This window comes from Lentzea alba (assembly GCF_047445655.1).
Classification (GTDB): domain Bacteria; phylum Actinomycetota; class Actinomycetes; order Mycobacteriales; family Pseudonocardiaceae; genus Lentzea; species Lentzea alba_A.
Genome location: NZ_JAJAEG010000010.1, coordinates 255,788 through 267,869, shown reverse-complemented (window position 1 = coordinate 267,869; position 12,082 = coordinate 255,788). Strand labels below are relative to the sequence as shown.

The 12,082-nt window shown below is 69.9% G+C and carries 13 protein-coding genes; 7 read left to right on the top strand and 6 right to left on the bottom strand.

All coding sequences use genetic code 11. The features are described from left to right. Positions 1 to 9 precede the first annotated feature (9 nt). The 3 genes from LFM09_RS18955 to LFM09_RS18945 all read left to right on the top strand — a co-directional run bounded on the left by LFM09_RS18955 (position 10) and on the right by LFM09_RS18945 (position 4,723). On the top strand, positions 10 to 2,445 hold the full coding sequence (locus LFM09_RS18955; RefSeq protein WP_414097800.1) for a non-ribosomal peptide synthetase: 2,436 nt from the start codon (positions 10 to 12) through the stop codon (positions 2,443 to 2,445). A gap of 270 nt (positions 2,446 to 2,715) precedes the next feature. Then, positions 2,716 to 3,921 (top strand): hypothetical protein, encoded by a 1,206-nt coding sequence (locus LFM09_RS18950; protein ID WP_414097799.1) that lies wholly within the window; start codon positions 2,716 to 2,718, stop codon positions 3,919 to 3,921. Between the two features lie 10 nt (positions 3,922 to 3,931). Next, positions 3,932 to 4,723, top strand: coding sequence for a pentapeptide repeat-containing protein (locus tag LFM09_RS18945; RefSeq protein WP_414097798.1), 792 nt, complete (start codon positions 3,932 to 3,934; stop codon positions 4,721 to 4,723). 1 nt (position 4,724) lies between these two features. On the opposite strand, the gene LFM09_RS18940 is transcribed toward LFM09_RS18945, so the two are convergent. Further along, on the bottom strand, positions 4,725 to 5,330 hold the full coding sequence (locus LFM09_RS18940; RefSeq protein WP_414097797.1) for a hypothetical protein: 606 nt from the start codon (positions 5,328 to 5,330) through the stop codon (positions 4,725 to 4,727). A 144-nt stretch (positions 5,331 to 5,474) separates the two neighbouring features. Here LFM09_RS18940 and LFM09_RS18935 point away from each other — a divergent pair, with 144 nt between their 5' ends. Together LFM09_RS18935 and LFM09_RS18930 are read left to right on the top strand one after the other, a co-directional pair. After that, positions 5,475 to 6,536, top strand: coding sequence for an agmatine deiminase family protein (locus LFM09_RS18935; RefSeq protein WP_414097796.1), 1,062 nt, complete (start codon positions 5,475 to 5,477; stop codon positions 6,534 to 6,536). A gap of 3 nt (positions 6,537 to 6,539) precedes the next feature. Beyond that, positions 6,540 to 7,097, top strand: a complete 558-nt coding sequence (locus tag LFM09_RS18930; protein WP_414097795.1) for a TetR/AcrR family transcriptional regulator — start codon at positions 6,540 to 6,542, stop codon at positions 7,095 to 7,097. On the opposite strand, the gene LFM09_RS18925 is transcribed toward LFM09_RS18930, so the two are convergent. Next, on the bottom strand, positions 7,089 to 8,081 hold the full coding sequence (locus LFM09_RS18925; RefSeq protein ID WP_414097794.1) for a helix-turn-helix domain-containing protein: 993 nt from the start codon (positions 8,079 to 8,081) through the stop codon (positions 7,089 to 7,091). The two genes, LFM09_RS18930 and LFM09_RS18925, sit on opposite strands and share 9 nt — an antisense overlap. A 202-nt stretch (positions 8,082 to 8,283) precedes the next feature. On the opposite strand from LFM09_RS18925, the gene LFM09_RS18920 reads away from it, so the two are divergent. Further along, complete coding sequence (locus tag LFM09_RS18920; protein WP_414097793.1) at positions 8,284 to 8,763, top strand: hypothetical protein; 480 nt, start codon at positions 8,284 to 8,286, stop codon at positions 8,761 to 8,763. Continuing rightward, the gene (locus LFM09_RS18915; RefSeq protein WP_414097792.1) at positions 8,748 to 9,584 is read left to right on the top strand and encodes a hypothetical protein; all 837 of its coding nucleotides are present in this window, start codon (positions 8,748 to 8,750) and stop codon (positions 9,582 to 9,584) included. Before LFM09_RS18920 ends, LFM09_RS18915 begins: the two co-directional genes overlap by 16 nt. Here LFM09_RS18915 and LFM09_RS18910 read toward each other — a convergent pair. The 4 genes from LFM09_RS18910 to LFM09_RS18895 all read right to left on the bottom strand — a co-directional run bounded on the left by LFM09_RS18910 (position 9,581) and on the right by LFM09_RS18895 (position 12,035). Then, the gene (locus LFM09_RS18910; protein ID WP_414097791.1) at positions 9,581 to 10,345 is read right to left on the bottom strand and encodes an alpha/beta fold hydrolase; all 765 of its coding nucleotides are present in this window, start codon (positions 10,343 to 10,345) and stop codon (positions 9,581 to 9,583) included. The two genes, LFM09_RS18915 and LFM09_RS18910, sit on opposite strands and share 4 nt — an antisense overlap. An 82-nt stretch (positions 10,346 to 10,427) precedes the next feature. Then, complete coding sequence (locus tag LFM09_RS18905; protein WP_414097790.1) at positions 10,428 to 10,901, bottom strand: hypothetical protein; 474 nt, start codon at positions 10,899 to 10,901, stop codon at positions 10,428 to 10,430. Positions 10,902 to 10,932: 31 nt separating this feature from the next. Further along, positions 10,933 to 11,487 (bottom strand): GNAT family N-acetyltransferase, encoded by a 555-nt coding sequence (locus LFM09_RS18900; protein WP_414097789.1) that lies wholly within the window; start codon positions 11,485 to 11,487, stop codon positions 10,933 to 10,935. Continuing rightward, positions 11,484 to 12,035: a TetR/AcrR family transcriptional regulator gene (locus LFM09_RS18895; RefSeq protein WP_414097788.1), complete on the bottom strand. Its 552-nt coding sequence runs from the start codon at positions 12,033 to 12,035 to the stop codon at positions 11,484 to 11,486. The genes LFM09_RS18900 and LFM09_RS18895 overlap by 4 nt, the downstream gene beginning before the upstream one ends. Between the last annotated feature and the right edge of the window lie 47 nt (positions 12,036 to 12,082).

Below are 12,082 nucleotides of genomic sequence, written 5' to 3'. Positions count from 1 at the left end.
GGGAAGACGATGACGGTGCACGCGGTGGGCGTCCGGTTGGCGGGGCCTGTCGACGCGGACGCGGTGGCGCGGCGGTTGCGCGACCTGACCGGCGCCCGGTTGTGGGTCGAGGACGTGCCCGCGGCCAGGCTGGCGCGGCGGCGGGCGGGTGAGTTGGCGCGTCCCGTCACCGACGTGCGGTGCGTGTTGCTGCGGTCGGCGGGGTCGGCGGACCTGGTGGTCGTGGCACGGCGGGACCTCCCCGTGCGGGAGCTGGCCGCCGCCTTGCTCGACCCGGCGGTTGCCGTGCGGTGGGAGTCGCGCGGGGTGACGGCCGTGCAGGTCGCCGATCCGCCGGAGTGGGGGTTGGGCGGCGGTTCCGGTGCGGCCACCCATCTCGTGCCGGTCTCCGGGGACGCCGACGAGGCGGCGTGGCGGGAGGCGTTGGCCGGCGTCGTGGCGTGGTACGGCGGTTCCGACGCGGTCGGGATGCTGTTCGACTCGGGACCGGACATTCCCGGAGCCGAGTACGTCCCTTGTCAGGAACCGGTTTTCCCCCTGACCGTGACGCTGTGCCGTGCTCCTGCCGGCTGGCAGCTGCGGTGCGACTACCTGCTGAGCCACTTCGCACCGGCTGTCGTGGAGCAGTTCGCCCGGCACCTCGTCGCCGCGCACGACTCCGGCTCGGTGCTGTCCGACGACGTCGTCGCCTCGATCGTCGCGTTGGGACGGTCACCCGTCGAGCTGCGGACCACCCCGATGTCGGTGCCCGACGCGTTCCGCGCCGTCGCCGCGGCCGACCCGGACGCGATCGCCTTGTGCGACAACGAAGTGCGGCTCACCTACCGGGAGCTCGACGAGCGGTCCGACGCGGTGGCGGGCGGGCTGCGGGCCCGCGGTGTCGCGCCGGGAGACCGGGTCGTCGTCTGCCTGGAGCGCACCGCGGAACTCGTGGTCGTGCTGCTCGGCGTGCTCAAAGCCGGCGCCTGCTACGTGCCGGCGGACCCCGCGTACCCGGCCGAGCGCCTGGAGTACACCGCGACGGACGCCGGTGCGGTGCTGGTGGTGACGTCGCTGGCGGAGTTCCCGTCGGGCCCGGTCGTCGCACCGGGTGACCTCGCGGGCGAACGGCTCGTCGAGGGCTGCTCGCCCGACTCGGCGGCCTACGTGATCTACACGTCCGGTTCCACGGGCCGCCCGAAGGGGGTGGTCGTGCCGCACCGCAACGTGATCGCGTTGATGGACGCCACCCGCGACGAGTACGGGCTGGGGCCGGGCGAGGTGTGGACGTGGTTCCACTCGAGCGCGTTCGACTTCTCGGTGTGGGAGATCTGGGGCTGCCTGCTGACCGGCGGCCGGCTGGTGGTCGTTCCCTACGCCGACTCGCGCGACCCGGAGCGGTTCCGCGACCTGCTGGTCGCCGAGGACGTCACGGTGCTCAGCCAGACACCGTCGGCGTTCGCGCAGCTGCTGGAGGTGGACCACACCGGCGTGGGCGTGCGGCTGGTGGTGTTCGGTGGCGAGCCGCTGGACGCCCGGATCCTGCTGCGCTGGTACGACCACCACGCCGGCTGCCGGGTGGTGAACATGTTCGGCATCACCGAGACGACCGTGCACGTCACCGCGCAGACCCTCGACCGCGGCCTGGCACTGGCCGCGACCAGGTCGGTCGGCCCCGCGCTGCCGGGCTGGCACGTGTACGTGATGGACGAGCAGGGGCTGCTGCTGCCCCCTGGCGCACCCGGCGAGGTGTACGTGGGCGGCGCGGGTGTGGCACTGGGCTACCTCAACCGCCCGGACCTGACCGCGCAGCGGTTCCTGCCCGACCCGCACGCCGACGGGCTGGTCTACCGCAGCGGCGACCGCGGGCGGCTGTTGCCCGACGGCACGCTGCACCACCTCGGCCGCATCGACAGCCAGGTGAAGATCCGCGGCTTCCGCATCGAGCTGGACGAGATCCGCGCGGTCCTGCTGGAGTCCCCGGACGTCCGGGCCGCCGCCGTCGTGGTCCGCCACCCCGGTACCGCCCAGGCCAGCCTGGACGCTTACGTCGTGCCGGCCGACCTGGACCCGGTTGACCTGCGCAAACGCACTATGAGCATCCTGCCCGAGCACATGGTCCCCGCGACCGTGACACCGCTGGCCGCACTGCCGCTGACGACCAACGGCAAGCTGGACCCGTCCCGTCTACCCACGCCGGTCGTCACCACGGGTGCGACCTCCGAGCGTGCCGGCGGCGACGGTGCGCTCGGCGACGACGGCTTGGCGACCGCGCTGTGTGAGGCGTGGAGTGCCGCGTTCGGCGTCGACGTGGGTGTGGACGACGACTTCTACGAGCTGGGCGGCAACTCACTGCTGGCCGTCCGGATCAGCGCACACCTGCGCGCCCACGGCCATCCCGCACCGAAGCTGCGTGACCTCTTCCGTGCACCGACCATCCGCGCACTGGTGGCGATCATGGTCTGACCGCTGATCCGGCAATGAGTGTCAGCGCACAGGCGGCAACCCCAGTCCCACCCACCGCGCAGGGGCTGGGGTTGCCGCCTGTGCGCTGACAGTTCGCGTGCGCATGCGGCTGTGCCTCACCCCCTGCAACGCAATGGTCCGGAAGGGGACAACTGTCTGATCCTGACCGCCGATAACGTTCACTTATCGGAGGTCAGCTCCTTCTCGCTCAATTGGGTAGCGTTGCGTTGGATAACGTAACTAAACACGTAATTCTGCTACGATATTGCTGTGGAGACGAGCTGCAACTACCCCGGCTGTGAACGCCCCGTTTTTCGAGGTGGCGGGCCGGGCAGGCCCTCGGAGTACTGCGACCTGCCCGAGCACACGCGCTGGCGGGCGTGGCGGGAGCGGCAACGGCTGGCCGCGGAGCCTGAGCAAAACCTGGAGGTCGTCACCGTGACGAATCTCCCGAGGGTCTCCGGTACGTCCAAGATCAGGGCCGAAGAGCTCCTCGACCGCTTCCGGGTGCTGTCCGAGCAGATGACGCAGACGCTCGGACGGGCCGTCGGCGAGCTCAACGCGATGGCGGACCCGAGCGTTGCGGAGAGCTTGGTCCAGGCCGCGGAGGCCGAGGCCGCGCGGCGGGTTGCCGAGGCGCAGTCCGAACTGGCGGCTGCTGAGCGGCGCCGGCACGAGGCGGAGCAGGCTCGCAAGGCTGCCGAGGAGACGACCGAGCAGGCGGTGCGGGCGGCGGAGGAAGCCGACGACGCGGCGGACACGGCGTTGACCGAGCGGGACGAGGCTCGGGAGGCGGCGCGGGTGGCCGATGAACGTGCCGAGGCTCTGGTGGCTGAGGTCCGGGTGCAGGCTGCGGCGTTGATCGAGGAGATCCGGGCCGAGGCTGACGAGAAGGTGCGGCTGGCCGGCGAGGCGGTGGAGCAGGCGCGGGCGGATGCGGTCAAGCACGCCGAGCAGGCGCGGCGGCAGGCGGCGAAGGAGATCGAACAGGCCCGCGCCGACGCGACTGCCCAGGTCGACCAGGTTCGTGCTGAGGCCCAGTCGCAGGTCGACCGCGCGCGGTCCGAGGCGCAGGCGGTGGTCGAGGGCGCGAAGGCTGAGGTGACCGCTGCCGTTCAGGCCGCTGAGCAGGCACGTTCTGACGCGGCAGCTCAGGTCGAAGAGGCCCGCCAGAAGGCCGCGGACACGGTCAGCCGGGCTGCGATGGCCCGTGACCAGGCCGTGGTTCGCGCCGAGCGTGCCGAACAGACCGCCTCCGATGCCCGCGCTGAGTTGGAGCGCACCCGTGGCGAGTTCGACGCGCGGCTCGCGCAGGCCAGGCGGGAGGGTGTGGACCAGGTTGCGGCGGTGCGGCAGGCGCTGACCGCGGTTGAGGACGCGCGAGCGCAGATGTTGACCCGTGCGGAGCGGGCGGAGCGGCAGTTGGACGAGGTGACGGCGGAACTGCGTGCCGTGCGCGCGGGGGCGGCGAAGTAGGCTGATCACGATGGACGAGCTCAAGGGCGACTGCGCCAACTGCTTCGGGTTGTGCTGCGTCGCGCTGCCGTTCGCGAAGTCGGCGGACTTCGCGGCCACCAAGGATGCCGGGACGCCGTGCCGCAACCTGCTGGCCGATCACCGGTGCGGCATCCACGACCAGTTGCGGCAGAAGGGTTATCCGGGCTGCACGGTCTACGACTGCTTCGGTGCGGGTCAGCGGGTGTCGCAGACGGTGTTCCGGGGCAACGACTGGCGCACCGGTGAGCGGCAGAAGATGTTCGCGGTGTTCCCCGTCGTGCGGCAGCTGCACGAGCTGCTCTGGTACCTCGCGGAGGCCCGGCGCCTCGACCCGCACACCGACCTCGACGCCGCGTACGCCGAGGTCGAGCGGCACACGGTCCAGGCCCCGGACGACATCCTCGAGCTGGACGTCGCGGAGATCCGGGCGAAGGTGAACGTGCTGCTGCTGCGTACCAGCGAACGGCTGCGGGCGAGTGCGAAGTCGTACCGGGGTGCGGACCTCATCGGCGCGCGGATGAGGAACAAGAATCTGAGCAACGCGGACTTCCGGGGCGCGTACCTGATCGGGGCGGACCTCACGAACGCCGATCTGTCGCGGGCGGACATGATCGGCGCCGACCTGCGCGGCGCGGACCTGGCGGGTGCGGATCTGAGCACCTGCCTGTTCCTGACGCAGCCTCAGGTCAACGCGGCTCGTGGTAGTGCTCGGACGAAACTGCCCGCCGTGTTGGACCGGCCGGTGCACTGGAACCAGGCAGGTGCCGGAAAGCGTCGCTGAATCAGACCAGGTTCAGGAAGATGACGGCCATGTCGTCTTTGATGGCGCTGACGAGTTTCGGATCGTTGATCTGGGACTCCTCGATTCCGAAGTGGTCCTTGGCGGAGCGGTGTTTGCCCTTCTGGTCGAGGACTTCACTGGTCGTCGTGAAGTTCTGTTCTCTTTCGTTCCACTTGTAGAAGACGTGGTTGTTGTGGGCGCGGGTCAGGGTGAGGTGGCACAGCTCCCACGGATCGCTGTCCGTGCGCAGGTCACCGACCGGTGACTTGGTGACGGTGATGTGGGCGTCGTATTCCTTGTCGAGGGTCACGACCATGCCCTCCAGATAGACCCACGCACCGTTGCCGCTGTATTTGACGTCGACCTTGTCCTCGTTGAACGAGATGACGCGCAGTTTGCGCTTTGTGGTGTAAGGGATCTTCCGCCAATTGTCCTCGGCATCGCGCATGGACGGCATTTGGCCACCTGCTTTCGCGTAGTCGGTCCGTGCGGAAGTCGTCGCGAATAGCAGAACCGTTACCCGAATTCCGGGCGACGTGTCAGGACGGTGTCGCTCCCGCCATTCAGCCTGATTGCTCCGTTTGGCGGGCAAGGAGGCGGCGGTCACGGCGTTCACGTTCACCGGCGACGGCATCAAGATCCGCATCCGGCCCGTGAACAAGGCGATGGTGGCCGTGCGCTGGGCAGACCCATCCGGCCTGAACAGGCGAAACGGTTTGACTGAAATTTTAGTCAGGATTACCTTGGGTCCATGAAGAGGCGCGCGTTCGTGCAGTCGGCGGCGGCCGCGGTGAGCGGTCTGTTCGCCGGCTGCACCGAAAAGGCCGGTGACTCCCGGACCTGGGTGATGCCCGAGGAGGGGCGGCCGCATCAGCGGACGTGGATGGCGTTCGCGGCGTCGGACCGGATCTGGGGCCCTGAGCTGGCGCCTCGGGTGAAGCAGGACCTGGCGCGGATCGCCACCACGATCGCCCGGTTCGAGCCGGTGTCGATGCTGGTACCGGCCACTGACCTGGAGCTGGCCCGTCAACTGGCCCCCGGCGTCGACCTGGTCACCGCGGAGCTCGACGACCTGTGGCTGCGCGACACCGGCCCGGTGTTCGTCAACGGCGCGGCGGTCGACTTCAACTTCAACGGCTGGGGTGGCAAGCAACGGCACAGCCGGGACTCGAAGATCGCGCGGTTCGTGGCCGACAAGGCCGGCATCGAGGCGATCAGCACGGACCTGGTGCTCGAAGGCGGCGCGCTGGAGGTCGACGGTGAGGGCACGGCGATCATCACCGAGAGCTGCGTGCTCAACGACAACCGCAACCGCGGCTGGTCCAGGCAGGAGGTCGAGGAGGAGCTCGCCCGGTTGCTGGGGATCAGGAAGGTGATCTGGCTGCCCGGTATCGCGGGCAAGGACATCACCGACGGCCACACCGACTTCTACGCGCGGTTCGCCGGTCCCGGCGTGGTGGTGGCGGGGTTGGACAACGACCCCGAGTCGTTCGACTACGACGTGACGCGCCGCCATCTGGAGATCCTGCGCGGCGCCACGGACGTGCACGGCAGGCCGTTGCGGGTCGAGGTGATCGAAGGGCCGTCGCGGACCCGTGTCGAGGACGAGGACTTCGCCGCCGGGTACATCAACTTCTACGTCTGCAACGGGGCGGTGATCGGGCCCGAGTTCGGTGACCCGGTGGCGGACGCGGCGGCGAAGGCGACGCTCGCGCGGTTGTTCCCGGACCGTACGGTGGTGCAGATCGACATCGACGGCATCGCGTCCGGTGGCGGTGGCATCCACTGCACGACGCAGCAACAACCGAGGTGAGCTTTGTCTGAGCGCAGGACCCAGATGCTGGAGGCCGCTGTCCGGGTGATCGCGCAGGACGGTGTGCGCGGGTTGCGCGTGGAGAAGCTCGCGGCCGAGGCCGGGGTGTCGACGGCGTTGATCTACTACCACTTCAAGGACCGCGCGGGGATCCTGCGAGCGGCGTTGGAGCACGTCAACCACCGTGCGCAGGTCTACACCGAGCCTCGCGACGGAGATGCGCGCCAGCGGGTCGAGCAGATGCTGCTGGGCGAGCTGCAGGACACCCCGCAGGTGCGTGAGACGAGCGTGGCGTGGGGTGAGCTGCGGGCCAGCGCCGTGTTCCACCCCGAGCTGCGCGAGGCCCTCGACGCGGCCACTCGCGCGTGGAACGATGACGTCGCGGCCCTGGTCCGCGAGGCAGATCCCGGCGTGGACGCGTCAGCCGCGGCCGAACGGCTCACCGCCCTGGTCGAGGGGCTGAGCGAACGCTGGCACAGCGGATCGCTACCGCTCGAACGGGCGCGTGAGCTGTTGGCCGGGGCCGTCCGCCAGGAGCTGGGCGCGACCGGGTCACCCTGAGGCGCTCGGTGGCGGCGCGCTGCTGCGGAACGGCTGGTCGCAGTGCTCCCAGTCGCGGAAGTCCTGGTGCCTGCTCCACGCGCGCCGTGCCGCCTGGATGTTCCACTCGGGGTCGTACGCCTGCCTCTGGGTGCCGGCGAACTCCGTCAGGAGCCGGTCGGAGAGCTGGAAGACGCCCCAGTTGCGGGTGCCGTTGGTGTTGGTCAGCACGTGCAGCGGATCGAGGAACGACTGGCAGCGGGCGATGCCGACCGCCCGGTCCGGCTCTTCTGGGAAGACCTCACGGATGCGCCGCTCGACCTCCTGCGGCGACCAGCCGGCCATGCTGACCTTCTGGTCGTAGAGCGCCCGTTTGGTGGCCTCGTCGACCACGCCGCGTGGTTGGAGGCCGGAGAGCACCTGGAACGCGGTGACCCGGCGCAGGGTCTGCGGACCGAAGTCGCCGTCGATCGAGATCTTGGCTCCGGCTCGGTGCAGGAGGGTCTGAACCTCCCGCACGCACTCGTCGTGCTGGCCCATGCCGATGACAGGCGGGCAGGCGGAGGACAGCAACATGGGGCCTTGCACCGCGGGTGGCTCGGATTGCCCGCCCGAGCTCAGCAGCAACACCGTCACGCCGCCTGTCACGAGCACGAGCGCCGCCGCACCGATCAGTGTGAGCCGGCGGCGGCGGGACCGTGACGGCGGTGGCTCCGCAGGCGGTTCGGCGAGTTCTGGTTCTGGTTCTGGTTGTCCTCGCCGGACGGCGTCGGCCAGCACCCACAGCCGGTGGAGCTCGCGCAGCTCGTCCTGGGTCGCGCCGCATTCTCTGGCGAATCGCTGGATCGAACCGTAGTCGGGTGGAATCTTCGTGCCCGTGCAATAGCGGTGCAGGCTCGAACTGCTCACTCCGGTTCGTCTGGCCAATGCCTCATAGCTGCGTTCCGTGCGGTTCTTGAACGTCCGCAAGAACGCGGCGAGTCTCTCCACCTCGACGGTGTGCATACGGGTTCCCCCACCCGATCAGCCGGCATCCCACGCCCATCCCACCAGGTCCCGCACGTCCCCACACCGGCGCGACCGGGTGCGTCCCACCATCCCAGGCTACGCCGATCCCTTGCCCGGCAAGGAATTTTCACTGAAGTCTCGGTGGGGCGGTCATCGGACCGGCAACAGAATTCCGATCTATCAGTTGAGGTGGTCTGGAATGAAACTCGCTCCCGCTCTGCTGGCAGCGGCACTCATGATCGTTGCTCCGCTCGCGGCGACCGCGGACACCGGTCAGGAGCCGAAGGCCGGGGAGCCCGCGAAGACGAAGGTGTCGCGGAGCACGGGCCCGTCGGTGGCCGGGGTCAACTGCCGCAACGGCTTCCACTGCCTGTTCTACACCGACGTGGCCTCGTCGAAGTTCGAGTACTTCGACTCCGTGGACCACTTCAACGGCAACAGGTTCTCCGGCGGCAACGGCGACGGCGCCGGCGAGCCCGTCGACAACAACTCGTGGGCGGCCAGCAACTCCTCCACCGGCAACCGCGAGAGCCACTGGTACGACGGGCAGTTCCACTCGGGCTTCCTGTTCTGCGTGAACCCCGGTGCGACCGTGCACGAGCTGCCGGACAACCTGAAGGACAGAGTCAGCTCCCTGCGCCTGCGGCCCAGGACCTCGGTGCGATGCCTGAGCAACTGATCCGCACGTCAGCACCACGGCCGCACGCGGTCGTGGTGCTGGTGATCGCGTTGGTCGCGCTGCTGTCGGGATCGGCGCCCCAAGCCGATGCCCGTGTGGTTCCGCCGATGTTCCGCATGATGTACCTGCCCGACGACCAGGACCGGAGCATCGCCGAGGCACGGGACTCACTCATCGCCGCCTGCATGGCCGCGCACGGCCACAGCTACTCCGTGCAGGTCGACGACATCACCGAGGCGGAGGCGCTGGCGGCGTTGCGGCCGTTCGGGCTTGAGTCGCTGGAGAACCTCATGCCCGAGCCGCAACCCGCGGAAGCCGTGCAGGGCGAGGACTACGCGCGGGCGTTGTTCGGTGACCCCGGCCAGCGCGTGAAGGCGAACGGCGAGCGGCTGGGGATGACGTTGCCCGCCACCGGTTGCCAGGCCGACGCCGAACGCCGCCTGCTCGGCGATCAGCGGCTGCGGGCACTGGAGCTGCGATTGCGGCTCTACGACGGCGAACGCGACGCCAGGGAACAGCTCGACCGCGACCCGGCGTTCGTCGCCGCCACGGAACGGTGGCGGCGGTGTGTCAGCGGGTTCGGTGTCGACGCCCGCACTCCGGACGAGCTGCTGAGCGCGCTGTCTGGCGACGCCGACCTCGCCGCGGAACCGGCGGTGCGCGCGGACGTGCGGTGCAAGCACGTCACCGGCTACCTGGGCACCGCTTACGCCCGGCTCGCCGCGTGCCAGCAGAACTGGCTGGACGAGCACGCGGACCTGGTCGCCGAGTGGCGCGCGCTGAGGCAACGGCAGCACGCCGTGGCGCAGCGGGTCCTCTAGACGGAGAGGCGCTGCTGGGCGACCGCGCGGGCGAAGCCCTCGACGTTGTCGATCATGATGTTGTGGCCGGTGTTCGGCACGGAGACGAGCTGGACACCGGCCGTGGTGAGCTCGCGGGCGCCGCTGGGCGGGGCTTCCTCGGGGTGCAGGAAGACGCGCGGGATCTCCAGTTCCAGCAACAGCTTCCGCATCGTCGGGGACGTGCCGCGGACGAGGTCGACGGCGCTGCGGTAGAGGGCTTCGCGGCCGGCCATGCGCATGGTGGCGGCCCAGTGCGGGCCGACGTCGCGCAGCACCCGCTCGTAGCCGTGCGAGAGGAAGTCTGCCTCACCGTAGGCGGCGATGCCACGGCTGCCGGGGGCGCCGAGCGCGGGCTTGGCCGGGTCGACGTGGGGGTCGACGAGGACGAGTGAGCGCACCATCTCGGGGTGGCGGGCGGCGAGCACGATGGCGACGGCGCCGCCCATGCTGTGGCCGATGATCTCGCTGCGCCGCAGCCCGATCTTGGCCAGCGCGACGGCGAGTGCGTCGGCGTGACCTTCGAGGGAGTAGGCGAAGCCGGCGGGGCGGTCGCTGATGCCGAAGCCGAGCATGTCCATCATCAGGCTGCGGCGGCCGGTCAGCAGGGGGTGCGCGACGGCTTCGGCGTAGTAGGGCGCCGACGACGCGCCGAGGCCGTGCAGGTACACGCGGGCAGGCGAGGCACCGGGCACCTCGACCCAGCGGATCCGGACCCCAGGTCTGATCTCGACGGCGCGCATGTCTCTCCCCGCGTGCGATTCGGTTGCCGGACCCTACCTCGCGGGCCCGTGCTGTGAGGACCGTTTCGAGAGCCGGTTCTCACTAGTCGACGAGCCGCGCCGAGAGCACTGCGAGAAGCAGCGTCACGGCGGTGAACACGAAGGTGTACCCGAATCCTATGACCGCGTGCAGCCGTCGTGATCGCGCTCCCTCGCACAGGTTCAGTTGCCAGTGGGCGGCGCTCACTCCGAAGATCAGCCACGGTACGACGATCAGCGGATCCGTTGGTCCGCCGAGCAGTCCGCTGACCGCGAACGGCATTGCGGCGGTGAGGACTCCGGTGGCGGCGGCGATCAGCCACGGCCTGTCGGCGGGCTCGCCGGAGATTCGGCCGGCGGCTGTGGCCACGATCCCCGCGAGAGCCAGTGCGGTGATCGCCAGGCCGAGCAGCCAGGGGCGTTCGTCGCCGGTGGCCGTGATCGGGACGAGGGCGACCGCGATGAGCAGCACGACAGCGATGGGTGTCAGTGGGAGCACCCAGGCGTGGCGGAGGGGCACGGCGTGATGTTCGCTCATGCAGGCGTTGATCGGCAGAGGCTGAACGGGCCTACTCGTCGTTGAGCGCGGCCACGCGCACATGCCGGTGTCCGTTGTCCGAGAAGGCAGGGGGTGCGGCCGGTAGCAGGTCGTGCAGGCGGTATCCGCACTTCTCCGCCACCCGGCAGGATGCCCGGTTGCCCTTCGCGTGCAGCAGGTCCAAGCGGGTCAGCCGGACCAGGTTCTGCGTGCCCAGTGCCCATCGCGACGCGGTGTCCAGGGCACGGACCGCGATGCCTTGACCCCGGGCCGCGGCCGCGGTCCAGTACCCGACCTCCGCCACGCCGGCGGACGCGACCTTCACCACCACGTGCCCGATGGGCGGGCAGTCGTCCTCGTCGGCCACGACGGCGAAGCTGAACCGCGTCGCAGAGGCCCAGCCGGCGTCTTGTGCGTCGAGCCAGTGCCGCGCCTCGGTCTCGTCCGCCAGCGAGGTGGCCAGCCAACGGCGCAGCACCGGGTCACGATGTGCCGTGAGCAGCGCGGGCAGGTCGTCCCGCCGCCACGGGCGCAGCCGCAGGGCGAGTGCCGACTCGCTCCGCGGCACGGAAAGAGTGATCGTCACGTCGTGGTGCCCTGGTCGAGGCCGAGCGCGTCCCAGGCGGCCTGGACCGTGGCGGCGCGCAGCTCCTGGACCGGTGTGTCGGGGAACTGCAGGCAGCAGTCCTGCATGCCGCCGAACGCCAGCACCGCGCGGGTTTCCTGGGCCAGCGTCGCGTCGGGACCGAACACGAGCCTGGTGAGGCGGGCGCGCCAGGACAGGATCGTGTCGACCAGGCCGAGCTCGGCGAGCGTGGTCATCTCGGTGAGCAGCAGCAGGATGTCCGCGCGGTGGCGGTGGTTGAAGTCGAAGAAGCCCTCGACCAGGTCGCGCAGCGGCACGTCCTGGCGTTGTTCCATGCGCGCGACGAACTGCTCGCCGTCGTCGAGGAGGGGCTGCACGATGCTGCGGACCAGGTCCTCGCGCGAGGCGAAGTGGTAGTAGAGCGCGGGTTTGGTGATGCCGAGGCGGTCGGCGATCTCCTGCAGGCTGGTCTGCTGCACGCCCTTGGTCGCGAACAGCTCCCGAGCGGTCTGCAGGATCCGCTGCTTCGTGTTGGACGGTCTGGCCACGGACGTGAATCTTACTTAACAGTCGGTAAGTCTGCGTGTAGTGTCGC